The following is a 23,581-nucleotide window of genomic DNA, read 5'->3' on the forward strand; positions in this document are numbered from 1 at the left end:
CCCCCACGGTGACTGTGCCCCCTCGAACCCAACAGTATCGAAATAAGGACATTTGACCCACGTGCGCAGCTATTCCCTTGTCATCCGTCGCTTGATGATCTGCTCGCTGACCATCGTCGTCAGCCGCGCTATCACCAGTCCCTTGCTCACGCTGTTTCTGAGCACCAAACTCGGCCTCAACCAACAGGACGTGGGGCTGCTGTTGGGTATTGCGGTGTTCATCGCCACCCTGCTGGCGCTGTACGGCGGCTACGTCATCGACCGCCTGGAAAAACGCCAGTTGCTGATCGTGGCCATGCTCTCCAGTGCCGTCGGTTTCGTGTTACTGACGTTCGCCGAGAACCTTTACCTGACCACTGCAATCCTGGTCGTCACCGAAACCGCTTCGGCGCTGTTCCTGATTGGCTCCAAGGCGATTCTCAGCGAGCAACTGCCGGTGGGCCAGCGGGCCAAGGCATTTTCCCTGCGCTACACGTTGACCAACATCGGCTACGCCACCGGCCCGATGATCGGAGTGGTGATCGCCGGGGTCTATCCCACAGCCCCGTTTCTGATCGCGGGAGGCATCGCGTTCCTCAGTATTTTCCTGATGAGCGCCATCCCGAAAGACGCCGCCCCGGTGCCCGTCATCGGGCAACCGCCGAGCTTCATGAGAACCCTCCGCACCCTCAAGAACGACCGCACCCTGATCATGTTCACCTGCGGTTGCCTGTTCAGCACGGTGGTCCACGGTCGATTCACCCTGTACCTGTCGCAATACCTGCTGGTGACGAATGAATCCCAGCGCGCCCTGCAAACCATGGCCGCCCTGCTTGCCTGCAACGCCGTCAGCGTGATCCTGCTGCAATACCAGATCGGCCGTTTCCTCAAGCGCGAACAGCTGCGCTACTGGATCGCCGGTGGCACCAGCCTGTTCATCCTCGGTCTGATCGGTTTCAGCCTGGCCGATGGCTGGGTGGGCTGGTGCGTGGCGATGTTCATCTTCACCCTGGGCGAAATGATTATCTACCCGGCGGAATTCCTGTTCGTCGACACCCTGGCCCCGGAGGACCTGCGTGGCAGCTATTACGGCGCGCAGAACCTCGCGGCCCTCGGCGGTGCGTTGAGCCCGGTCATCTGCGGCTTCCTGCTCTTGCACACCCCGGCACCAACGATGTTTTATGCCCTCAGCCTACTGACAGCGCTGGGCGGGACGCTGTGTTTCATGGCGGGTCGACGGATTGCGAACCGCGCTGACAACAGCGGGTAGTCTGCCATCCGACCCTCGGGCGTATCGCCAGGTCATTCAGCCATCCCACAGTCCCGCGAATTCTGGCAGACACCTAAAGCCTGCGTAACTCACCGCCCTCTTCTTCCAGACGTTTCAAAAACCCGGTGGCGTCCAGTATCTGGTAAGGGAAGTAGAGTCCCGGCGGCGTCGGCGGCTGACCATTCAAGCCGAGCAGGCGTTCGAGAGTCATTGCCACGCTGAGGCCAGTCAGTGGCGCGGCGCCGGCCGGGTGAATGATGGCATGGCGCGTGTGCAGCGGTCCCCCCTTCAGGCCTTCACCATCGAGTTCGATGATGATCTCGGTCGACATGGGTTTGCCCTGGCGTCGAGTCGAGCTCACCCCGGTGGCCATGTTGAACTGGACGTTGGGCGCGCCGGTGGCCGCAGCCAGGCCGACGACATCGATGGACGAGAAGCCGGAGGCCTGGATTTGCGTGCCATCCACTGCGTTGAATCGGACCTTCGAATCCTCGCCTTCGCGCCAGATATACGCACCGTCGCGTCGTGTCAGCGCAGCGGGCAGCATCTTGTTCAAGTGTTCGAAATCGGCGGCAACCGTTGGCCCACCGGTGTCCTGTTCATCGACCAGAGCGTTGATGCTGATCGCGTGTACCCGGCTGAATGTTGCGGCAATGCTCAGTGTCGACACCGTCGTCGCGCCGGCCATCCATTCGTAGCCCAGGACAATGGGCGAGGCGTCAGGCGTATGCATGTACGTCGCGATCTCCGGCGCGATCTCAAAGATGCCGGATGAAATGCTGAGGTACGGTACCCCGCGCTTTTGCGCATAACGCAATCCGGCCAGGGCGTGGTCCATATAGAAAATCGCGACGGCGCTGACCGGGCGCGCGCCGAGACCCAGGTCGTCTGCGTGGGGATCAATCACCACGCCTTGCGCCTTACCCATTCGCTCAGCGGCCTGCTGGGCCTTGGCCAGGTCACGGCCGCCAATCAACAGAGGTACGTCCGGACAGGCGGCACGCAATGCCCGGGCGGTCTGGTGACCAATGGCGCCGGAACCGCCCATGAACAAGACAGGATCAAGTGACATGACGTGTTCTCCTTGTTTTCAGGTTCAGTCGTCCGAGGCATGGACCGCCAGCCCGACGATAATCGGGACGCTCATGACTCAGGCCTTCTGTTCCTGCCTCAGCCGCTTGAGCAACGCTTCGGCGGCGGCTTGCGAGGATGCGGGATTCTGCCCGGTGATCAGGTGCCCATCCTCGACCACATAACTCGCCCAGTCCCCGGCCTTGGAATACTCGCCTCCCTTGGCCTTGAGCATGTCTTCCACCAGGAACGGCACCACCTGCGTCAGTCCCACCGCCTCCTCCTCGGAGTTAGTGAACCCGGTCACTTTCTTGCCCTTCACCACGGGCTGGCCATCCGGCGCGTTGACGTTCTTGAACACCCCCGGCGCATGGCAGACCGCCGCGATGGGTTTGTTCGCGGCATAGAAGGCTTCGATGAGGGTCTTGGAGTCGGTGTCCTCGGCCAGGTCCCATAGCGGGCCGTGTCCGCCGGGATAGAACACCGCATCGAAGTCATAGGGGTCGATTTCCCCCAGCAGCACTGTGTTGGCTAATGCTGCCTGGGCCCGAGTGTCCGCGACAAAGCGACGGGTTGCATCGGTCTGGGCGTCCTCCTCGCTGCTCTTGGGGTCCAGCGGCGGTTGCCCGCCCTTGGGGGAGGCAATGGTGACCGCAGCGTTGGCGTCGACGAACACATAGTAAGGCGCGGCAAATTCTTCCAGCCAGAAACCGGTTTTCTTGCCGGTGTCGCCCAACTGATCGTGAGATGTAAGGACCATCAGGATTTTCATGTGAACCCAGCCTCCGAGCGTGAACGGGCGAGTGGTTCGCCCTGCATTACTCTCAGAGGCTGTGTCGAGGTAGACGTTCCCGCGCCGTGACCCTTGCCGGATGGATTGCGCCTCACCATCGCCGGATCGGTGTTCTACCAAAGCGCAACGTCATACGTCAGGTAGATGCGATTGCTGTCACGTCCCCGTGAAAAATCCGAGCGGTAGACATAGTTACGCAGCTTCACGCCCAGTCCCTTCAACGTACCTTGCTGCACGACATAAGCGACTTCGGCATCACGTTCCCATTCCTTCACGGTGCTCTGGGACTTGCCATCGTCACCACTGAGGTAGCGGGTGGAAAATGTCAGGCCCGGCACACCGAGACGCGAAAAATCGTAACCATAGCCGAGCATCCAGGTCTTCTCGTCTTCCTCGATAAACTTGCCGATACCCACGTTGCTGAAGGAATAGACCGTGGCGCCGCTGATATACGGCAAGCCGGCCTCGCCGCTGAGCTTCTGATAACCCGCGCTGAACGTATGGCCGACAACGGCGTAGGACAGCAGGCCGCTGAACATGTCGTTATCGATCCTGCCGGCATAGGCCGACCCTGAATCGACACTGTTGAAATAGCGCAGGTCACTGGTCAACAGCCCGGCGCCCAGCGGCAGCTCGTGCTGGATGCCAGCGAAGTTCTGCCGATAGAAATTCTCAAGCTCACCGTAGAAATAGCTCAAGCGAATGTTCTTCGTCAGCTTGTAATCGGCGCCGGCGTAGCTGAAGTTGCCGGACTGATCGCCACTGTAACCGTCGGGCACGATTGGCATGCTGTCGCTGGAATCCCTGAGTTTGAACCGCTCTAGATGCCCACCGGTGAGCGCGAGATTGTCGATATCGGTGCTGCTGACTTGCATGCCCTGATAGGTCTGGGGCATCAGCCGCGCATCGTTGTAGATCAATAGCGGGTTCTTGGGCAGCAAGGTGCCATATTTGACCGTGGTCTTGGCCACCCTGGCCTTGGCGGTCATGCCCGCGCTGGCAAACTCATCGGCAGCCCGGCCATCGTCATGTACCGGCAGCAGGCCTGTGCCACTGCGGCCGCGGCCGGAATCGAGCCTGACACCGAGCAGGCCCAGGGCATCGACGCCAAAGCCAACCGTGCCTGGCGTAAAGCCCGATTGGTAATCCAACAGGAACCCTTGGGCCCACTCGGTGCGCTCGCTCTTTGCGGATCTTGCCGCTCGTGCGCTCATTCCGTGCTCGTCGCGAAAGTTTTCATTGAAGTAGACATTGCGCAGTTGCAGCTTGAGCTTGCTGTCGTCGATGAAGCCTTCTGCATTGGCCATGGCCAGCGGCAACAGGCCTAGCATTGGAAATAAAGCCCCACGGGTCAGGACGGTATTCATATCAAGATTCTCGTTGTTGTTATTCGGCGCGCAGGCCGGCGCACCCCTCGGTTGCGAGGCGTGTCAGGCAGAAAATTCAACCAACTGATTTTTCAGGAAAAGAGCGTCAACGCTCCGGTCAGCAAGGCCAGCGCGGTAATCACCAGAGACGTGAGCACGGCCCACTTGACGGTGGCCTTCTGGAAGTCGCCAAGGTCGCGATCGACCATGCCCACCAGCAACAGTGTCGAGGCCACCAGCGGGCTCATCAGATGCACGGGTTGACCGAGAATCGAGGCCCGTGCGATTTCCACCGGATCAATCCCATAGGCCGCCGCGGCATTCGCCAGGATAGGCACCACGCCAAAGTAGTAGGCATCGTTGGACAGCACGAAAGTCAGCGGCATACTGGTAATGGCAACCACCAACGGGAACAGGTGCCCCCATGAAGGCGGAATCCAGTCCACCAGGGTCTGCGCCAGCGCATCGACCATTTTCGTTCCGGAGAAGATGCCAGCGAAAATACCGGCCGCAAAGACCAGCAGAACGACGGTCATTGCGTTGCCCGAATGGGCCAGAATGCGCTCCTTCTGAAGGTCCAGTTGGGGATAGTTGATCATCAGCGCCAGGACGAAACCGATCAGGAACAGAATGGCCGAGTGCATGACCCCCATGACCAACGCAACCATGACTGCGATCACCAGCAGCAGATTGACGTAGGCCAATTTCGGGCGCTTGTACGGGGTGTCCTCGATAATTGCCTTGATATAGCAATCCCCACCCCCGCTCTGCAGCTGAACATTGCCAATGCGCTTGCGCTCGGCACGGCCCAGCAGAAACGCCGTGAAAACGACCCACATCGCTCCACCGATCATGGTGGGCAGCAAGGGCACGAAATATTCGCCGGCATCCAGGCCCAGCGCGGCGATCGCGCGGGTTGCCGGGCCGCCCCAGGGCGTCATGCCGCTCATGATGCTCAGGGACAGCATGGCGACCGTCGCCAGGATCATGGGGTTCATGCCGATACGCTTGTACAGCGGCAACATGGCGGCGCAGGTGATCATGTAAGTCGTGGTGCCGTCACCGTCCAGTGCCACCAGCAGCGACAACAAGGCGGTGCCTACGGCGATTTTCATCGGGTCGCCATTGACTCGCTTGAGGATCTTGCGGATCAACGGATCGAATAGCCCGGCATCGATCATCAGCCCGAAAAACAAGATCGCGAACAATAGCAACGCGGCCGAGGGCGCTACCATTTTCAAGCCGTCCAGCATCATTTTGCCGGTGGTCCCGCCGAACCCACCGATGACCGCAAAAACGATGGGCACGAGCGTCAAGGCCACGATCGGCGACAGCCGTTTAGTCATGATCAGGAAGGTAAAGGCCACCACCATGGCCAAGCCAAGTAAAGCGAGCATAGGTCGGATCTCTTGTTGTTATCAGTAGTGTTGCCAACACCCAGGCGTACGACTCCCAACCCGCCAGGCAACACGATCCATATGTGCCTGGCAGAATGATTGATGTCGTGACGTCGTGATGTCGAGTTTTGCCAATTGCCCGGCTAGCCGGCCAGTCGGTGGGAAGCCTTGGCGTAGACGAAACCTGAAAAGAGCCGACGTGCGGTGCGCACCACCGAGGCACGGATAGTCTCTCCTTTGTCGCCGACGTAGGACAAAACCACATCGATCCCTCCGCTGGGGTGCTCGATGCGAACCCGCTGCAAGCGTGGCTCGCGGACTCCGCCGAGCAGTTGAGCGGCCACGCTGCCTTCAGTCACACAGGCCGTGGCGATTCCGATGGAGCCCGTAATTGCCAACGCGCGATGACAGTTGTGGGGCATGAAATAGCGCACCTGGAGCGTGCCGCCCGATTTGGCCGGGGCTACCAGCACCGGCTTGGGAATCACCTTGTCGCTGACGTCCCCCAGGCCCATCGCCAGGCCGGCCTTGAGCCGCAGGGATTCCAGGCGCTGCAGAAAGGCTTGATCGGCATCCAGTTCCGCGGGGCTTTCGTCGCCGCGCTTGCCCAGCTGGCCGGCTTCGACGATCACCATGGGCATCGCCATATCGATGCAGGTCACTGCGACACCGTCGATCAAGTCCAGCGCTTGCCCGGTAGGGAACAGTTTCCCCGTCTTGCTGCCGGCGGCATCCAGGAAGGTCAATTGCACCGGCGCGGCAGTGCCCGGCACGCCATCGATGGCCGTGTCGCCTTCATAGCTGACCTTGCCCCCGGGGGTTTGCACCTCGGAAATGACAAAGGTACCGGTATTGAGGTTGCGAATACGCACCTGGGTCAGGTCGCCACCAGCCTTGACCAGGCCCTGCTCGATGGCGAACGGACCGACTGCGCAGAGCATATTCCCGCAGTTGGGAGCCGTATCGACCCGACGTTGAGAAACCATCACCTGGACGAACAAGTAATCCACATCCGCCTCAGGGTGCAGTGAAGGGCTGACGATCGCCACCTTGCTGGTTTGGGGGCTGCCACCCCCGATACCGTCGATTTCCAGCTCATGGCCGGACCCCATCAGATCGAGCAACAACTCATCACGGGCGACGACGGAAGTCGGCAGATCCCAGGCGAGAAATACCGGCCCTTTGGAGGTGCCACCGCGCATCAATACACAAGGAATTCGTTGCATGAACAGTAACTCTTGTTGATCAATCTGGATAATTGATGTTCTGGAGGCAAGAGTGGCAGGGTTTCAAAAGTGTTTCCAATGCAAAGATCAGCGAGTTTATTGCGTTTGACGAATGAATTTCCGTAGGATGACGCACACCACACATCGCCTTTCTTGTGGAATTCAATATGGAATATGAGCTTCAAGACATACGGTCTTTCGTTAAAATCGCCGAACTGGGCAGTTTTCACGAAGCCGCCGATGCACTGCACCTGTCGCAGCCGGCGTTGAGCCGGCGGATGAAAAAACTCGAAGAGGGTCTGGGCACGGCACTGCTCGACCGCACGACTCGCAAGGTCAGCTTGACCAGCGTCGGACGCGATTTCCTGCCCAAGGCGCGGCGCTTGCTGGATGATTTCGACGATTCGATTCTCAACATCCGCGAGTTGGCGGAGCGGCAGATCGGTCGAGTGACACTGGCTTGCATTCCCACGGCCGCCTTCTACTTCCTGCCTTCGGTGATCCGCCTCTACAACGAGCGCTATCCGAAAATCCGCATACGCCTGCTCGACCTCAGCGCCAACGAAGGACTGGAAGCGGTACTGCGAGGCGAAGCCGACTTCGGCATCAATATGATGAGCGGACAGCATCCGGACATTGAATTCGTGCCGCTGGTCAATGAACCCTTTGTCCTGGCCTGCCGACGCGACCATGAATTGGCTGGACGCAGCGCCGTTACCTGGTCGGAGTTGAGCGATTATCGGCTGATCGGGGTGGGTCGCCTGAGCGGCAACCGCATGCTGCTCGATCATGCCTTGTCGGGCTTGAGCTGGCGTCCCCAGTGGTTCTACGAAGTACAACACCTGTCTACGTCACTGGGGTTGGTCGAGGCCGGTCTCGGCGTCTCGGCAATGCCCAGCCTGGCGATGCCCGCCGGTGACCATCCGACGCTGGTCAGCGTGCCGCTGATCGAGCCGGTGGTAAACCGATCACTGGGGCTGGTCTATCGACGCGGCGCGTCTTTGTCTCCTGCCGCCGAGAAATTCGTTTCGATTCTGCTGGAGCAGTGGCCGCAATGAAGCCTCGGTCGCGGCTTTCGTGTGCAGATCGAGTCCACGCACCTACCCGGCCAGATATGGCCAAGCGCGCTCAGGTTATTCACCCGGCTCGTCCTGATCCACCACAATACTCTTCGCCTCAAGAAAGGCCTCCAGGCCATGAACCCCGAACTCCCGTCCGACGCCGGACTGCTTGACCCCGCCAAATGGGGCAAGCAGCTCCGGCGTGATTCTGTTGATCAATACCGAGCCGGCCTGCAGCCTCGCCGCCAGGTGCCGGGCGCGCTGCGGTTGTCGGGAAAAGACGTAGGCCTGCAGCCCATAGGGGCTGGCGTTGGCGATTTCGATAGCCTGTTCTTGCGAGTCATACGGGATGATCGATAGCACCGGGCCAAAAATTTCCTCCTGCGCGATGTCCATGTCATTGTTGACGTCGGCAAAGACCGTGGGCCTGACGAAATAGCCCGTGTCCAGGCCTATCGGCCGGCCTTCCCCGCCGGCGATCAGCGTGGCGCCTTGCGCCAGTCCGCGGCGGATATAGTGTTGGACACGGTCGAATTGGGCCTTGTTGACCAGCGGCCCGATGACGGTGGCCGGGTTCCGTGGATTGCCCACGACCATTGCCCCGACCAGGTTCTTCACACGGTCGATGATGTGCTTGGCCTGCGTGCGCGGCACCAGCAACCGCGTGCCGGCGACGCAGGCCTGGCCGTTGTTCATGAACGCCGCATTCAATGCCTGCGCAATAGCCGTATCGAGATCGGCGTCGTCGAGCACGATGGACGCCGACTTCCCCGTCAGCGACAGACTCACTCGCTTCATGGTCTCGATACCGGCGCGGGCAATCAGTTTCCCGGTGGCGGTGGAGCCGGTGAATGAAATCTTCGTGACCTGAGGATGGGTGCTGATTTCGTCACCGACATCGCTGCCGCGTCCCAACAGAATGTTGAAAACGCCTTCAGGCAAACCTGCGCGGTGCAACGCCTGGGCGAGCACCCCGGTTTGCAAGGGACTCAACTCGCTCGGTTTGATCACCGAGGCACAACCGGCGGCGATGGCCGAGGCCAGCTTGCTGCATATCGTGCCGGCGGTGCTGTTCCAGGGAGCAAACAGCGCCGATACCCCCACTGGCTCCATTACCACGGTCGCGTCACCGACCGAGCGAAGGAGCTCGTAATGCTCCAGCACCTGCGCCGCATTGGCAAAGGATTGCGAAGCGTAACGGCTGACCCATTGGGCGCGGGCAAGCGGCGCGCCGTACTCCTCGATGGCGGTATCGCGAATTTCATTCGTGCTCGCCAGCACGGCGGCCTGCAACTGTTTGAGCATGTCGATACGCTCGGCTTTGGAGGTGCGGCTCATCGAGGCTTGAGCACGCGAGGCAGCCGCGATGGCACGTCTGGCGTCATCACGATCAGCCAGCGTGACCGTACCGATAACCGCTTCGGTCGCCGGGTTGATGCACTCCACCGTTTCATCCCCGTGAACGGGAACGAAGGCTCCATCAATGTAACTGTGATTGATCTTCCACATCGTGGCGTACCTGACCGATTGCGGGATTCCCCGAAATGAAGCACCAACGCCTGGCAGGCCCAGGCGTCGCCCCGGCTCGATGGCTTTGCCGTGATTCAGCCCGGCATGGACTCACGGCTGAAAGCGTGCACCTCCTGCACCAATCCTTGTGCGGCCATCATCACCAGTTGCCGACCTTTTTCCACAGACGCTTGCGCCGGATCCGAGCCCATACGGCCATCCGGATGACGAGCGCGGAAATCGGCAGCCTCGCGGATAGGGCCCCAATTGGCGATTTTTGGCGAGTACTCAGCCGACTTGATGGCGTGGGGGTAGGCCCACTGGGTCACGGCAATTTCCGAAGGTGTGGCATGAATGCCATGACCTTCCGGGAACTGGTCGCGGGCCAGCTCATTGACGCCTTCCAGGTCCCACCAATTACACAGTTTCAAGGCGAAACCTGCCGGGCGACGGGCGAAGCTCGCCTCGGCGTAGAGCTCCGAGAAAGCCGCTTCAATCGAGGCAATGTTGCCGCCATGGCCATTGAGAAAAAATATTTTCTCGAACCCGTGGGCAGCCAACGAACGTGTCCAGTCACCGATAGCAGCGATGAAGGTCGAGGGCCTGAGCGAGATCGTTCCCGCAAAACCGAGGTGATGCTGCGCCATGCCGATGTTGAAAGTCGGGGCCACCAGGATGTCCGCTGTCTGCTGCGCCTGGTGGGCGATGATCTCGGGACACATCCAGTCCGTACCCAGTAGCCCGGTCGGCCCATGTTGCTCGTTGGAGCCGATCGGGATGACGACGGTACGGCTGCGTTCGAGAAATTTTTCGATTTCGGCCCAGGTCGATAGATGTAGAAGCATCTGCGTTCTCTCTCTGCAAAAGGTTCCTTGCGGAACGATGGGTATGAAGACCAAAGCACCTGTTCAACCTTCGGTGCACTCAAGGCCGGTTCGCAACGAGCCAGCGGCTTTGTCAAAGATGTTGCGCCGATCCTGTGAACAGCAGCAAGAGCAACTATGTTCATGTACTGTTGCTTTATGAGCAACGCCAAGCCCCTGGAGAAACGCCCGATGCGAGAAATCAACCAGCAACGCTTGCGGTATTTTCATGAAGTGTTGACCCACGGATCGATCCGTGGCGCGGCGGACAGCATCAACACGTCCCCTTCGGTGATTACCCGTCAGATTAAATTGCTGGAAGAGGAACTGGGCGCCCGCCTGTTCGAACGTCAGGCCCGCGGCGTCCAGCCCACCGAGGCTGCCGCGCACCTGCTGGAGTTCTGGCGGGGCTATCGATCACATCAGGAAAAGCTCGAAGACCAGCTTCAGGCCATCAAGGGGCTGCAGCTGGGGCACGTGCGGGTAGTCATCAGCGAAGGTTATGTCGACACGTTGGTCGACCATGTACTCGCACCGTTCTGCAAACAGTACCCCAGGCTCGATATCCGGCTGGACATACTGCCCGTGGACGATGTCCTCAACGAGATCGCGGAAAATCGGGCGCATATCGGCTTGGCCTACAACCCTCCTGCTCACGCTCACATCGATGATCGGGCAACATCCCGGCAGCCCGTCATGCTGCTGGTCCGCCCGGACCACCCGCTGGCATTGACAGGAGCGAAGGCCACCGTCGCAGACTTGCTCGACTGCCAACTGGTGCTGACGCCGACGACCTTCGGTATCGGTCACGCGTTGAAGATGCTCGAGTATGCCGAGAAGATCCAGATCCGTCCGGCGCTGGTCAGCAATTCATTGGCCGCCCTCAAGCGCCTGGTCGCTTGCGGTCAGTTTGCTTCGCTGTTGGGCGAGGTGGCGGCCTATCGGGAGATCGCCCAAGGCAGCCTCGCGGCCGTGGCCGTCGATCACCCTCTTTTCCAAGGCGTCGAAGCGAAGCTGCTGGTCAAGTCCGGACGCCCGCTGGCGGCCCCTGCCCAGGAATTGCTGAACTGGATGTTGCAGCGTTTGCCGATGTTCGCCGGCGATACAGGCCAGCCAGACGCTTGAACATCGCTTGTATCTTGACGAGGGCATAAACCAGTCAGTCTTTACCCGGCTGGCGCTCCTGCGCCAATTGCATGCCTGCTTCACCGTTTCGGTGCCCAAAGATGGATTTGTGCTCCAGGTATTCTTCTAACCCGCACACACCCCACTCCCGGCCATTACCGGACCGCTTGTATCCGCCGAACGGTGCGCCATTGTCAGCCTTGCTGCCGTTGAGATGGACCATGCCCGTACGCAGGTGTCGAGCCACGGCGCGAGCACGCTCCAGCGTCCCGGCGCTCACGTAACCCGAAAGTCCGTAGGGACTGTCATTGGCAATAGCGAGGGCTTGCTCTTCACTGTCGTAAGGAATGATCACCAACACAGGGCCGAATATTTCCTCCCTGGCGATGGGCAAGTCGGGTTGGACGTCCGCAAATACCGTCGGCCTGGCGTAGAACCCGGTCGTTATGCCCTCCGGGCGCCCCAGGCCACCGCACACGGGCTGTAGGCCTCGCACCTCGGCCAGGAGCGTTTGGACCCGATCGAACTGCGCCTGATTGGCCAGAGGTCCCATGACGGTGGTCGGATCGCTGTCGTCAAAGCAGACGTTGGCCGCCACCTCCCGGGCAATCTCTATCGCCCGCGCCTGGATGGTACGAGGCACGAGCATCCGCGTCGGCGCATTGCACGACTGGCCACTGTTGCGAAAACAACTGCTGACCCCATGACGGACTGCCGCTTCAATATCGGCATCGGCAAGAATCAGGTTCGCCGACTTGCCTCCCAGCTCCTGGCACACACGCTTGACGGTATCTGCCGCAGCCTTCGCCACGGCGATCCCTGCGCCGGTGGAACCGGTGAACGAAACCATGTCGATACCAGCATGCCGCGCAATACCATCCCCCAGGGTCGGTCCGTCGCCGTTGACCAAGTTAAATACCCCCTTCGGCACGCCGGCCCGATGAAGAATATCGGCCAGGAGCATGGCCGACAGCGGTGCCTTTTCACTGGGCTTGAGAACCACGGAACACCCCGCTGCCAGCGCCGGCCCCAATTTGCAGGTGAGCTGGTTCAACGGCCAGTTCCAGGGCGTGATCAAGCCGCATACACCGATGGGCTCACGGGTGATCAAGGTGCTGCCATGGAACCGGTCGAACTCATAGGTCGCAAGAACTTCATAAGCCAGCTGCAGGTGGCCCAGGCCCGCCGGCACGTGGGCGCTTCGGGCCAGAGACAGCGGCGCGCCCATCTCCTGATGCACGCACTGCGCCAACGCTTCGCTGTTCTGGCGATACCCATCTATGATCGCCCTGAGCAGTTCCAGTCGCTGTTCGCGAGACCATTGCCCATAACTCTCGAATGCGCGGCGAGCCGCCGCCACGGCGCGGTCAAGATCAGCCGCGGTGCCGAGGCTGATGGTGGCGATGGTGCGCTCGGTGGACGGGTCGATCACCGGCAAGGTGTCGTTACCCTGGGGCCTGACCCAAGCACCCTCGATGTAAAAATCCAGATGATTCATCGGGTCGCCTCCAACGCCTTGGACAAGGTGTCGAACACCCGGTTGATCTGCTCCTCGTCAATGATGAGCGGTGGCGACAGCACGATGTTTTCTCCAGAAGCACGTACCAGCACACCGGCCTCGAAACAGCGCTGGGCCACCTCCGCCGCTCGTGCGCCAGACGCCTCGCTACGAGGATCGAGCTCCACGGCGCAGAGCAGGCCGATAGCGCGTACATCCAGCACCAGCGGGTGGTCGCGCAGAGCCAATGCCGCGCTCTGCCAGACCGGTGCGATCTGCTGGACGTGGGCATTGATGCCCTGATCTTCGTGCACATCCAGTGTTGCCAGGCCCGCGGCACATGCCAGCGGGTGGGCGGAATAGGTATAACCATGCATCAGCTCGATAGCCTGCTCCGGCCCTTGCATGAATGCTTCGTACACTGCGCCACTGACGAGCACACCGCCCATGGGCACTGCACCGTTGGTCAGGCCCTTCGCCAGGGTCATCAAGTCCGGTGTCACGCCAAAGGTCTGCGCCGCGAACGATTGGCCGACACGGCCAAAGCCGGTGATAACCTCGTCGAAAATCAGCAGCACACCATGACGGGTACAGATCTCCCGCAACCTTTGCAGGTAGCCCAGGGGTGGCGCGTACACGCCGCCGGAGCCGGTTACCGGCTCGACGATCACTGCTGCCACCGTGGCCGGGTCATGGACTTCCAGCAGTTGCAACAAAGCGTCCGCGTAATGTGCGCCTTGCTCAGGCTGGCCGCGGCTGAAGCGCAAGCCCGCATCGTAAGGTAACGGCAGGTGAGCCACATCACCGAGCAACGGGCCGAAATCGCGCTTCTGCCGACCGAGGCCCGATACCGACAGCCCGCCGAACCCCATGCCATGGTAGCCCTTGGCTCGACCGATCAGCTTGGTGCGCCGACAATCGCCACGCGCCTGGTGATAGGCTCGGGCGATCTTCAACGCGGTATCCACGGCTTCGGAGCCAGAGTTGGTGAAGAACACCTTGTCCAGTCCGGACGGAGCGATCCCGACAAGGCGGTCCGCCAGGGTCAGCGCCGCCGGATGGCTCATCTTGAACGAAGAGACGAAGTCCAGGCGCCCCGCCGCTTCGCGGATCGCTTCGACGATCCGGGGCTGACCGTGGCCTGCGTTGACACACCACAATCCAGCCATGGCATCGAGCACCTCGCGGCCATCGGTCGTGAAGTAATGCATGCCGGCGGCGCGCTCGAACAGCATCGGCTGACGGTTGAATGGGCGCATCGCGGTAAAGGGTGCCCAGAAGGACGATGTCATTGGTTGTGCTCCTTGGAGGGCTGGATTCGCGCGCCAGACAGGGTTGGACGATGCAAGGCGCCGGCGTTGGTGTTCACACCCCGGTCAAAGTGCAAGCTGCCGTTGTGCACCTGGCACCTGACATGGTCGCCGAACGCGGTTTCAACGAAGCGCCAGTCCATCAGCAGCTCGCCTTCGGGGCCCCAGCAAGCCTGGGCGACCACTGGGGCCTGTTCTGGCTGATATTGGTGGTGCAAGTAATTGCCCGTTACGCTGGTGAGCGTCTCGATCGGCCGCTCGAAGCCAGCGCGCACGTGATGCGTGCCACGGTGATCCACCAGGGTGAAATCGCAGTACCCGTTCTGAAAATCGAACCCTATCTCCAGCACGCCATCCTCGTTTGGCTGCATGGCAAAACGACCTTGCAGGGCACTGTTGGGGGGTGAGCTTTTCAGGTCTTGCAGTGTCGGTAGATGCAGGCCTTCGACGAGGGCGTCAAGTTTTGCCTGATCGGCCAGCGGATCGGCCGCATGGCGTCCCAGCGCCGGATACAGGTGTTGCCACAGGGCCGAGTGCAGACGCTTCTCTCCCAGGCGAAGACCGCACGTAAAAACAATCACCGTGTCCTTGTCCGGCAAGACCATGCATTGCTGGCCGAACACCCCGGAAGCGTAATAACCACCACGCTCGGTCATCCACCATTGGTATCCATAGCCTTCACGCTGGGCGCTATTGGGGCTGTTTTTGTCCCGTGGCAGGTACTGCTTGCCGTCAAACTCGCCCATCCAGACGTCCTCGACCTGATTGCGCGTGGCCTCCGCGACCCATTGTTCGGACAGCAGTTGCCGGCCGTACCACTGCCCCTGGTTCAAGTGCAGCACACCGAACTTCAACGAATCCTCGCTGGTGCAGCTCAAGCCATTGCCGCCTGAATTGAAGCCCCCCGGTGCCAGGTCCCAAGTCAACTGATCAACCCCCAGGTGGTCCAGCACGCGCTCCTGAAGAAGCGCATGCACCGTCTGCCCGCTGACCTGAGTGACAATGGCCGACAGCATGAAGCTGGAAGCACTGCTGTAGATGAAGGAATTGCCCGGTGGCTCGTCCACGGGCTCGTTGAGAAAGGCCTCGACCCAGCTGCTTTGCAGGTTGCGCCAGTCGCCGCCAGAGATCCCGCGCTTGTGGCCGGTGCGCATGGTCAGCAGGTCCTCCACGGTCATGGCGGCAAGATTGGCACTGATCGGCTGCGGACAGGATTCGGGGAAAAAGCTGACCACCTTGTCATCGAGCGCAAGGCGGCCATCATCGATCAACAGGCCGACGGCTGTCGCCGTCCAGCTCTTGGTGGCTGAGTGTTGCACATGCATGCGCCGCGCCGAATAAGGGTTCCAGAACGCCTCGACCACCACCGCGCCCTGGCGATAGAGCATGAAGCTGTGCAGCTCCAGACCTGCTTCGGCGACCGCTTGCAGGAAGTCGATAACCCCGGCCGGATCTACGCCCCGCTCATGGGGCAAGGCTCTGGGCAGCGGAATGTACGTCATGATGGATCCTCGATAATGTTTTTGTATTTCAAATAATGCAGATAACGATTTGTTTTCTTCGGCGCTGGTGTATTTGATCCCCCTATAATTCAGTTTCCGGTTATCCTTGCCTCCCCTGCCAAAGGAGCGACCGCACGCCATGCCCCCACTGACCTCGCTGCAGACCAAAGTCGCCGGCCAGATTCTTTCCGCTATCGCCAGCGGCGACCTGCAGCCCGGTATGCACCTCAAGGAAGTGGAGCTGGCTCAGCGCCTGGGGGTGTCGCGCTCGCCGATACGCAGCGCGTTGTCGTACCTGGCCGAACAACAGGCCATCGAGCCATTGCCTCAGCAAGGCTTTCGCGTACCGCTGCAAGCCAACGATGGCTTGGCGCAGCAGGTCGGCAAGTTGCAGAACGAAGAGGACCAGCTGTACACGAGGCTGATTGACGACCGCTTGAACCAGGCGCTGCCCGATCACATTTCCGAGAGCGATCTGCTGCGCCGCTACGGTGTTGGTAAAAGCGTGCTGCGTCGCTGCCTGTTGCGGCTGTCCGACGAAGGTGTGATGCAGCGCAAGCATGGCCATGGCTGGCAATTCCTGCCGACCTTGAACAGTCCGCAGACCCGCTTCGAAAGCTATCGTTTTCGCATGCTGCTCGAACCCGCGGGACTGCTGGAACCTACATTCAAGATCAATCCAGAGCAGTTCCGTCGTTGCCGCGAGCGGCAGATGGAACTGCTGGAAGGCAAGGTGGACGGCCAACGCTTCATCGAATACAACGCCGAGTTTCACGAACTGCTGGCGGCGGCGTCCGGCAACGGCTACATCCTGCAAGCGATCCAGCAACAGAATCACCTGCGGCGCCTGACCGAGTTCCATACGGTCAGTAACATGGAGCGGGTCAGGGTTTCCTGTCGGGAACACCTGGCAATTCTCGACGCCCTGGAACAAGGCGACAATGAATGGGCGTCGACGCTGCTGCATCGACACCTGGATGTGGCCAGCAAGTTGCGAGTGGCGCGCAACAAGGGGTAGCGCAGTACTTCGCTGCCGCAACGCCCTTCTCCGTGAAAGCGTCTCTCCTTGAGGGACGACTGCCGCCAAGCACCACTTGCAAACGTTCATTACCAGAGCGCCACGGTGTAACCGACGATCAGTCGGTTTTCATTCATGTCACGCAGGTAGTTCGCCTTGCTGAACCCGTTTCTCCAGCGTAATGAAACGCCTTTCAACGTGCCCGACTGGACCACATACCCCAGGTCGATATCCCGCTCCCATTCACGCCCCTCCCCCGTAAACCCTTTCACCTCAGCGTCGTCGCCCTTGGCCCAGCGGGTCGAGAACGTCAGGCCAGGAACTCCCAGGGCGGCAAAATCGAAGTCATACCGTGCGTGCCAGACTCGCTCGTTAGTCTGAGAAAAGTTGCTCAGTTGGTATTCGGAGAACAGATACGTATTGGTCCCATCGACGTAGGTGAACGGCGTTTCTCCATACTGCGCCTGATAGCCACCACCGATGCTGTGCCCCTTGAAGCTGTACGCCGCCCGCGTGCTCAACGCCCGGTTATCCACCTTCCCCGCCAGACCGGCGCCGGCCTTGTCCGCGTCGAAGTAACGGATGTCGGTCTTGAGCGTACCGCCCCCTAGCGCGAAGCTGTTTTTCAGGCCCACGTAGTGCTGCTGGTAGATGTCTTCCAACTGAGCGAAGTGATACGTCACGGTCATGTTTGGCGTGAGTTTGTAATCGCCTCCCGCAAAGCGAAACTGATCACTTTTGGCGCTGCTCTTGTAGGCACCGTTCTGGCTGGTCAAACCCATGTCTTGGTATTCGGTGGACTCGCGTTGCCGGGTCTGGTCGATCTGCCCACCGATCAAGGTCAACCCGGCGACGTCCGCCGATGTCACCTGGGTGCCACGGAACGTCTGTGGGAACAGGCGGCTGGTGTTGGGCTGCAGCGTTGGCAAGTCCGGCAACAGGTAACCACTGCGCAGTTCACTCTTGGCCATGCGCATCTTCGCGGTCACGCCGAGCTTGGAGTATTCGTCATGGGCACGCCTGGAATAGCTCGGCTTACCCGGCGTCGCATCGTTGTCCCGGGACAACAGGCCGGTGCCCGAACGATCAGGACTGGAGTCGAGTTTCAGGCCCAGCATGCCCACCGCGTCGACACCGAAGCCCACCGTGCCCTCGGTAAAGCCCGATTTCAGATTGAGGATGAAACCCTGGGCCCATTCCTCGCGTTTGGATTGCCCGGCATCCTCGCGGTAATCGCGGTTGAAGTAGTAATTCTTCAGTTCCAGATCAGCCTTGCTGTCCTTCAGGAAATCAGCCTGGGCCGTGGCACAGCACAGCCCCCCGCCCATCAGGCCGACGCTCTTCAAGATCAAGTTAAGGTTGTTGTGGTACATCTCTTCGGCTCCTGGCAGTCGTTGTAATGAGTGGTCTTATTGTTTTTCTGGGCACGACATTCCCCCTCGCGCCGGCTTTAAAACCTGCGCGCTCGATGAAACCGAGGTGGGTTAAACGGCGGGTCGTATTCGGTAGCCGCCGCTCTCAAGCTTCTCCAGCGGGCTGGCAGCAGCCAGCAGTTGCCGGGTATACGGGTGTTGCGGATGATCGAAAATCTGCTCGCGTGGCCCTATTTCCACCACATGGCCCTGATGCATCACCGCCACGCGATGGGCGATGCGCTCCACTGCCGCCAGGTCATGGGAAATGAACAGGCAGGCGAACCCGTACTGCGCCTGGAGACGCTCGAACAGCTCGAGAATCTGCTTCTGGATCGTCATGTCCAATGCAGAGATCGGCTCATCGGCAATGACCAATTGCGGATGACGTACCAGTGCACGGCCGATGGCCACACGCTGGCGTTGGCCACCGGACAGTTGGTGGGGAAAGCGCTCGATGAATGGTTCGCCCAGGCCGATGTCTTCAAGGGTCTGGCGCACCCGCTCACGGCGCTGCGCCGCGTTCAGGCCGGGCTCGTGGCGCAGGGGTTCGGCGAGAATCTCACCGATTTTCATCCGTGGATTGAGGGACGAATAAGGGTCCTGGAAGATCATCTGGCATTGCAGGCGATGCGTACGGTTGGCGGCCTTGAGGATATCCACGCCCTTGAATCGTATTGCACCGGCGCATGGTTTGATCAAGCCCACCAGCGAGCGGCCGAGGGTGGTCTTGCCCGACCCACTTCCGCCGACCAGGGCCAGGGTTTCGCCCGGCGCGATCATCAGGCTGGCGCTGTGCACCACGCGGTTGTGCTTGCGTCTACCCCAGAATGAGGCGAGTCCGGGGTGCTCGATACTCACCTGCTCGACCTCCACCAATGGCCCGTCATTGGCTGGCAGCGGCGCCAACACGCCACGGCGCGGCAAAGCCTCCAACAGTTGGCGGGTGTACTCGGCCTTGGGCGCCAGCAGCACCTCGTCGATGCTGCCTTGCTCCACCGCCTGTCCATGCCGCATGACCACCACCTTGTGGGCATAACGGGCCACCAGCGATAGGTCATGGCTGATGAACAGAATGGCCGTGCCCTGCTCCCGCGTCAGCTCGAGCATCAGTTCGATCACGTCCAGTTGTGCCAGGCAATCGAGCGCGGTGGTTGGCTCATCCGCGATCAACAGGGCCGGACGCAACAGCATCACCGAGGCGAGCATGATCCGTTGCCGCATCCCTCCCGAGAACTGGTGCGGATAGGACTCCAGGCAACCCGCGGCATCCTTGATGCCGATGCGCTGCAACATGGTGAGGCAGCGTTCACGGATCTGCGCAGCATCCAGGTCGGTGTGCAGCTGGAGGGCTTCGCTCATTTGCTGGCCGATCCTGAGCGCCGGGTTGAGCGAAACCATGGGTTCCTGGAACACCATGCCGATGCTCGCTCCCCGGATAGACCGCAGCTCCTGGGCGCTGATGCTGGCCAGGTCACGCCCCATGAAATCCAGGCGGCCGCCGCATACCTGCATCGGCAATGGCAATAAGCCGATGGCAGCCCGGGCAGCCATGGTTTTTCCGCTGCCGGACTCGCCCACCAGTGCAACGATCTCGCCAGGCGCGATATTGAAACTGAGATCGTCAACCGCCAGGTGACCATGGTCGCCAACGCGAATCTTGAGGTTTTCAACACTCAACAGAACAGGTTCAGCGGACATGCTCACTTCCTCATCCGGGGGTCTAGACGATCACGCAACGCATCGCCAAACAGGTTGATCGCCAACAGGGTCACGCAGATAAACAGCCCGGGGAACACGCCCAGCCAGGGCGCCGACGCAATGTAGGGCCGGCTGCTCGCCAGCATGTTTCCCCAGGTCGCCGCAGGTGGTGGTACACCCAGGCCGAGAAAGCTCAAGGCGCTCTCCGACAACAATGCCCAGCCGAACATGCTGGTGGCGAGCACGCACAACGGTGCCAGGCAGTTGGGCGCAATATGCCGCAGCATGGTGTACAGCTCTGAGTTACCGATCACCCGCGAGGCTTCGATGTACTCCAGCTCCCGCAGTGACAACACGGTCCCGCGCACCACGCGCACCACCGAAGGCGTGTAGGCGATGCCCAGGGCCAGAACGATGCCGTACTTGCTGGCACCGATGATCGCCATGATGCCCAAGGCCATGAGGATGCCGGGGAACGCCAGCAAGGCGTCGTTGAACATCATCAGGAGGCGGTCGGTCCAGCCGCGCAGATAACCGGCCACCATACCGATCAGCGTGCCGGCCAGCACCGCGACGCTCACAGTCAGCAGGCTGATCCACAGACTGGTACGCGCACCGACCAACAAACGACTGAACACATCGCGCCCGAACTCGTCGGTCCCCAGCCAGTGAGCCGTCGACGGTGCCTGGAAGCGCGACAGCAGATCGATCTTCAACGGATCGAACGGCGACCACACCAAGCCCATCAGGGCCAGGACGATCAAGGCCAGCAACAATCCGCCGCCGATCAACGCATTGGCCGGGGCCCAGGCGCGTGCTCGCCTGGCCGGGGGTGGAGCGACCAGTGCCGCCGGGATATCGGAACTCATAATTTCACCCTTGGATCGAACAGCGGATAGAGCAGATCCACGCACAGATTGACCAGCACGTAGATAAAGGTGATCAGCAGCAGGCAGCCCTGGAGCACCGGGTAGTCACGGGCAAAAATCGCGTCCACCATCAACCGGCCGATGCCTGGCAGCGTGAACACGGTTTCCAGCACCGCGATACCGCCCAGCAGATTGCCCAGGATCAGGCCGACCAGGGTCCAGGTCGGGGCAAACGCATTCGGCAAGGCATGCCTGCACAACACCGCACGCTCCGACAAACCCTTGGCCCGTGCATGGGCGATATACTCCAGGCGCAACACCTCGATGGTACTGGCCCGGGCCATACGGGTGATCGCGCCGACTTCCACCAGGGTCAAGGTCACCACCGGCAGCACCATGTAGCTCATGGCCTGCCAGGGCGCCTGGGAAAAGCTAACGTAGCCCACCACCGGCAACCAGCCCAGTTGGATGCCAAAAGTGTTCAGCAACAGCAAACCGAGCCAGAAACTGGGAATCGACAATAACAAGGTCGCCACAGTGACCAGCCCCAGATCGATCGGGCTGTTCTGCTTCCACGCCGCGATCAGGCCAACCGGCACGGCAATCACCGTGGCCAGTAGCACCGCCACCAGTACGATGGTCGCGCTGACGGCGAAGCGGTCGAGTATCAATGGCAGCACCGCCTGCTTGGTACTGATGGAGGTGCCCAGGTCGAAACTCAGCACCGCCTTGAACCAGATCAGGAACTGCGGGACCAGCGAGTGATCCAGCCCCAGCGCACGGCGCATTTCGGCCAGGCTCTGGGGGTCGGCCATGTCACCAAGCATCAACAATGCCGGATCGCCCGGGATGAGGCGGATCAGCGCGAACACCATCACCGAAATCAGTAACAGCGTCGGTATCGCCATCCCGAGCTTTTGCAGGATAAGACGCAACATGTTCAGACTCCGCGTTACTGGGCTGCGAGGCTGACGCCCCACAACCGTGGCGATGAGACTGGCCAGGAGCGGAAGCCCTTGACGCTGTCACGCAGCGCGGCGGCGACCGTGCCGTTATAAATGATGACCATCGGCGTATCGTGGATCATCATCCGATGCAGTTGATCGAAGAGTTCCTGGCGCCTGGCCGGGTCGCTCTGACGCACCGCTTCCCGTAGCAGGCCTTGCGCCTGGGGATTGTCCCAGACCTTGCGGGGTTCCTTGGCCTTGTCACCCATCAGCGAATCGAAGCTCAGGGCCGGGTCCAGACGTGAGGAGTACGAGAACGCCATCATCTGGTAATTACCGCTCTGGTAACGCTCCAACTGGGTGCCCCACTCCAGGGTTTCCATCTGGATGTTCAAACCGCTGGCCTGGGCCATGGCCTGGCTCAGCAGCCCCATGTCGAACATTTGCGTATAGCGCTTGTTGACGATCATTTTGATCGGCTGGCCTTGATAACCGGCCTCTTTGAGCAATCGCTGGGCTTCTTGCGGATCGTAGCGATAGCCCTGCCTGGCCGTAGCACTGTAGAAGGGGCTGGTTTGGGGAATCGCCGAGTTGTTGGGCTCGGACGTGCCGTTGGTCAATGCCGTGACCATCTGCCCATAGTCCAGGGAATGGGCAATGGCCTGGCGGATACGCACGTCCTTTAGCAACGGGTCGTTGGTCTGGAACAACAAGCCACAGATCGCCATGATCGGACTGAAAGAGATCTGCACGCCCCGCGTCGCTTTCAACTCCTCGGCATCGCTGGCGCTGACATTGGGCAGCAGGTCGACGTTGCTGGACATCAGGGCCGCCTTGGCCGAAGACGGGTCGGGGATCACCATGAAGCTCACGTCGTCCACCAAGGCCTGCTTCTTGCCGGTGAAACCGTCCGGACCTGCTTCGTCACGCGGGCTGTAGTCCTTGAATCGCGACAACAGCACCGATTGTCCGGGTGTCCATTTGGCAAGACTGAACGGCCCCGTTCCAACAGGCGCCTTCCAACTGCCGTCCGCCGCCAGCGAGTCCGGGTGCAGAATGCCGCTGCCGCCGCAATCGGGACGGGCCATGGACGCAAGAAACAACCCGTTCGGCTGGTCCAGGCGGAACACCACGGTCAACGGGTCCGGCGTCTCGATGCCGATGATCTTTGCCCCGCCACGACCATCGAACTCTGCCAGACAACGCCATTGGGTTTTCGGATTCAGATAACGGTCCCACGTCCACTTTACGTCATTGGCGGTCAGTGTCGCGCCGTTCTGGAAACGCACGCCTTCGCGAAGCTTGAAGGTATAGGACATCCCGTCATCGGAGAGCTGCACCTGACGGGCCAGCAAGGGGCCGACCGAAGCGTCCTCGCGGTGGGCAACCAGCCCTTCGACGATGTGCAGCATGACCGTGTCGGTGTTTTCGTCACGGTTGACGCCCGGTTCGGTACTGCGAATGTCGGCGTTCAAGCCAACGCGCAAGGTGGTCTGCGCCTGCGCCAGGCCGGTACCGAGGGCGGCCAGGCTAAGGGTGTGCAGGGTCACGCACAGCGTTCTGGTAAGTAAGCGCTTCACGGGAGAGGTTCTCCTTCGCTGAAGGACCGGCTTGGGCAGGGAGCCGGTTTCAGGCCTTTGTCAGTCGTTGTTGTAGTGGCCTG

General features: G+C 60.8%; 19 protein-coding genes. 4 read left to right on the forward strand and 15 right to left on the reverse strand.

Annotation, left to right across the window (positions count from 1 at the left end):
* Positions 1-61: 61 nt before the first annotated feature.
* Entirely contained in the window at positions 62-1,249 is a 1,188-nt protein-coding gene (locus AD666_RS21755; protein ID WP_053156611.1) for an MFS transporter, read from the forward strand.
* A gap of 73 nt (positions 1,250-1,322) precedes the next feature.
* Here the strand turns inward: AD666_RS21755 and AD666_RS21760 are convergent, their stop codons facing one another.
* From AD666_RS21760 to AD666_RS21780, 5 genes are all read right to left on the reverse strand, one after another.
* Entirely contained in the window at positions 1,323-2,321 is a 999-nt protein-coding gene (locus tag AD666_RS21760; protein ID WP_053156613.1) for a saccharopine dehydrogenase, read from the reverse strand.
* A 78-nt stretch (positions 2,322-2,399) separates the two neighbouring features.
* Positions 2,400-3,092: a type 1 glutamine amidotransferase domain-containing protein gene (locus tag AD666_RS21765; RefSeq protein ID WP_053156615.1), complete on the reverse strand. Its 693-nt coding sequence runs from the start codon at positions 3,090-3,092 to the stop codon at positions 2,400-2,402.
* 134 nt (positions 3,093-3,226) lie between these two features.
* Positions 3,227-4,480, reverse strand: a complete 1,254-nt coding sequence (locus AD666_RS21770; protein WP_053156618.1) for an OprD family porin — start codon at positions 4,478-4,480, stop codon at positions 3,227-3,229.
* 92 nt (positions 4,481-4,572) lie between these two features.
* Positions 4,573-5,877: a CitMHS family transporter gene (locus AD666_RS21775; protein WP_053156622.1), complete on the reverse strand. Its 1,305-nt coding sequence runs from the start codon at positions 5,875-5,877 to the stop codon at positions 4,573-4,575.
* 143 nt (positions 5,878-6,020) lie between these two features.
* On the reverse strand, positions 6,021-7,103 hold the full coding sequence (locus AD666_RS21780; protein ID WP_053156625.1) for a 4-oxalomesaconate tautomerase: 1,083 nt from the start codon (positions 7,101-7,103) through the stop codon (positions 6,021-6,023).
* A gap of 167 nt (positions 7,104-7,270) precedes the next feature.
* Between AD666_RS21780 and AD666_RS21785 the strand changes: the two genes are divergently transcribed.
* Positions 7,271-8,161: a LysR family transcriptional regulator gene (locus AD666_RS21785; protein ID WP_024777250.1), complete on the forward strand. Its 891-nt coding sequence runs from the start codon at positions 7,271-7,273 to the stop codon at positions 8,159-8,161.
* A 75-nt stretch (positions 8,162-8,236) separates the two neighbouring features.
* Here AD666_RS21785 and AD666_RS21790 read toward each other — a convergent pair whose 3' ends face one another.
* Both AD666_RS21790 and AD666_RS21795 read right to left on the reverse strand, forming a co-directional pair.
* Complete coding sequence (locus tag AD666_RS21790) at positions 8,237-9,673, reverse strand: aldehyde dehydrogenase family protein (RefSeq protein WP_053156628.1); 1,437 nt, start codon at positions 9,671-9,673, stop codon at positions 8,237-8,239.
* A 95-nt stretch (positions 9,674-9,768) separates the two neighbouring features.
* Complete coding sequence (locus AD666_RS21795; protein ID WP_053156632.1) at positions 9,769-10,518, reverse strand: creatininase family protein; 750 nt, start codon at positions 10,516-10,518, stop codon at positions 9,769-9,771.
* Between the two features lie 210 nt (positions 10,519-10,728).
* On the opposite strand from AD666_RS21795, the gene AD666_RS21800 reads away from it, so the two are divergent.
* Positions 10,729-11,661: a LysR family transcriptional regulator gene (locus tag AD666_RS21800; RefSeq protein ID WP_053158790.1), complete on the forward strand. Its 933-nt coding sequence runs from the start codon at positions 10,729-10,731 to the stop codon at positions 11,659-11,661.
* Between the two features lie 34 nt (positions 11,662-11,695).
* On the opposite strand, the gene AD666_RS21805 is transcribed toward AD666_RS21800, so the two are convergent.
* From AD666_RS21805 to AD666_RS21815, 3 genes are read right to left on the reverse strand one after another with little or no spacing between them, the layout of a single operon-like run.
* Positions 11,696-13,159 carry an aldehyde dehydrogenase family protein gene (locus AD666_RS21805; RefSeq protein WP_053156635.1) on the reverse strand — a complete coding sequence of 488 codons (1,464 nt, stop codon included), beginning with the start codon at positions 13,157-13,159 and terminating at the stop codon, positions 11,696-11,698.
* Positions 13,156-14,451: an aminotransferase class III-fold pyridoxal phosphate-dependent enzyme gene (locus AD666_RS21810; RefSeq protein ID WP_053156638.1), complete on the reverse strand. Its 1,296-nt coding sequence runs from the start codon at positions 14,449-14,451 to the stop codon at positions 13,156-13,158. Before AD666_RS21810 ends, AD666_RS21805 begins: the two co-directional genes overlap by 4 nt.
* Positions 14,448-15,971 carry a serine hydrolase gene (locus tag AD666_RS21815; protein WP_053156641.1) on the reverse strand — a complete coding sequence of 508 codons (1,524 nt, stop codon included), beginning with the start codon at positions 15,969-15,971 and terminating at the stop codon, positions 14,448-14,450. Before AD666_RS21815 ends, AD666_RS21810 begins: the two co-directional genes overlap by 4 nt.
* A gap of 139 nt (positions 15,972-16,110) precedes the next feature.
* Between AD666_RS21815 and AD666_RS21820 the strand changes: the two genes are divergently transcribed.
* Complete coding sequence (locus AD666_RS21820; protein WP_053156645.1) at positions 16,111-16,989, forward strand: GntR family transcriptional regulator; 879 nt, start codon at positions 16,111-16,113, stop codon at positions 16,987-16,989.
* Between the two features lie 89 nt (positions 16,990-17,078).
* On the opposite strand, the gene AD666_RS21825 is transcribed toward AD666_RS21820, so the two are convergent.
* From AD666_RS21825 to AD666_RS21845, 5 genes are all read right to left on the reverse strand, one after another.
* The gene (locus AD666_RS21825) at positions 17,079-18,362 is read right to left on the reverse strand and encodes an OprD family porin (RefSeq protein ID WP_053156648.1); all 1,284 of its coding nucleotides are present in this window, start codon (positions 18,360-18,362) and stop codon (positions 17,079-17,081) included.
* A gap of 111 nt (positions 18,363-18,473) precedes the next feature.
* On the reverse strand, positions 18,474-20,102 hold the full coding sequence (locus AD666_RS21830) for an ABC transporter ATP-binding protein (protein WP_053156651.1): 1,629 nt from the start codon (positions 20,100-20,102) through the stop codon (positions 18,474-18,476).
* A gap of 2 nt (positions 20,103-20,104) precedes the next feature.
* Complete coding sequence (locus AD666_RS21835; protein WP_053156654.1) at positions 20,105-20,971, reverse strand: ABC transporter permease; 867 nt, start codon at positions 20,969-20,971, stop codon at positions 20,105-20,107.
* On the reverse strand, positions 20,968-21,909 hold the full coding sequence (locus AD666_RS21840) for an ABC transporter permease (RefSeq protein ID WP_053156656.1): 942 nt from the start codon (positions 21,907-21,909) through the stop codon (positions 20,968-20,970). Before AD666_RS21840 ends, AD666_RS21835 begins: the two co-directional genes overlap by 4 nt.
* Positions 21,910-21,923: 14 nt before the next feature.
* Positions 21,924-23,462: an ABC transporter substrate-binding protein gene (locus AD666_RS21845; protein WP_371259628.1), complete on the reverse strand. Its 1,539-nt coding sequence runs from the start codon at positions 23,460-23,462 to the stop codon at positions 21,924-21,926.
* Between the last annotated feature and the right edge of the window lie 119 nt (positions 23,463-23,581).

Origin of the sequence: Pseudomonas sp. Pf153 (genome assembly GCF_001269775.1) — a bacterium.
Taxonomy (GTDB): Bacteria; Pseudomonadota; Gammaproteobacteria; order Pseudomonadales; family Pseudomonadaceae; genus Aquipseudomonas; species Aquipseudomonas uvaldensis.

Excerpts from the sequence above, each read along its gene's own strand:
- AD666_RS21790 (WP_053156628.1), bottom strand. The coding sequence starts at position 9,673 with ATGTGGAAGATCAATCACAGTTACATTGATGGAGCCTTCGTTCCCGTT.
- AD666_RS21775 (WP_053156622.1), bottom strand. The coding sequence starts at position 5,877 with ATGCTCGCTTTACTTGGCTTGGCCATGGTGGTGGCCTTTACCTTCCTG.
- AD666_RS21830 (WP_053156651.1), bottom strand. The coding sequence starts at position 20,102 with ATGTCCGCTGAACCTGTTCTGTTGAGTGTTGAAAACCTCAAGATTCGC.
- AD666_RS21785 (WP_024777250.1), top strand. The coding sequence starts at position 7,271 with ATGGAATATGAGCTTCAAGACATACGGTCTTTCGTTAAAATCGCCGAA.
- AD666_RS21805 (WP_053156635.1), bottom strand. The coding sequence starts at position 13,159 with ATGAATCATCTGGATTTTTACATCGAGGGTGCTTGGGTCAGGCCCCAG.
- AD666_RS21800 (WP_053158790.1), top strand. The coding sequence starts at position 10,729 with ATGCGAGAAATCAACCAGCAACGCTTGCGGTATTTTCATGAAGTGTTG.
- AD666_RS21840 (WP_053156656.1), bottom strand. The coding sequence starts at position 21,909 with ATGTTGCGTCTTATCCTGCAAAAGCTCGGGATGGCGATACCGACGCTG.
- AD666_RS21815 (WP_053156641.1), bottom strand. The coding sequence starts at position 15,971 with ATGACGTACATTCCGCTGCCCAGAGCCTTGCCCCATGAGCGGGGCGTA.
- AD666_RS21820 (WP_053156645.1), top strand. The coding sequence starts at position 16,111 with ATGCCCCCACTGACCTCGCTGCAGACCAAAGTCGCCGGCCAGATTCTT.
- AD666_RS21770 (WP_053156618.1), bottom strand. The coding sequence starts at position 4,480 with ATGAATACCGTCCTGACCCGTGGGGCTTTATTTCCAATGCTAGGCCTG.
- AD666_RS21780 (WP_053156625.1), bottom strand. The coding sequence starts at position 7,103 with ATGCAACGAATTCCTTGTGTATTGATGCGCGGTGGCACCTCCAAAGGG.
- AD666_RS21825 (WP_053156648.1), bottom strand. The coding sequence starts at position 18,362 with ATGTACCACAACAACCTTAACTTGATCTTGAAGAGCGTCGGCCTGATG.
- AD666_RS21765 (WP_053156615.1), bottom strand. The coding sequence starts at position 3,092 with ATGAAAATCCTGATGGTCCTTACATCTCACGATCAGTTGGGCGACACC.
- AD666_RS21795 (WP_053156632.1), bottom strand. The coding sequence starts at position 10,518 with ATGCTTCTACATCTATCGACCTGGGCCGAAATCGAAAAATTTCTCGAA.
- AD666_RS21810 (WP_053156638.1), bottom strand. The coding sequence starts at position 14,451 with ATGACATCGTCCTTCTGGGCACCCTTTACCGCGATGCGCCCATTCAAC.
- AD666_RS21835 (WP_053156654.1), bottom strand. The coding sequence starts at position 20,971 with ATGAGTTCCGATATCCCGGCGGCACTGGTCGCTCCACCCCCGGCCAGG.
- AD666_RS21760 (WP_053156613.1), bottom strand. The coding sequence starts at position 2,321 with ATGTCACTTGATCCTGTCTTGTTCATGGGCGGTTCCGGCGCCATTGGT.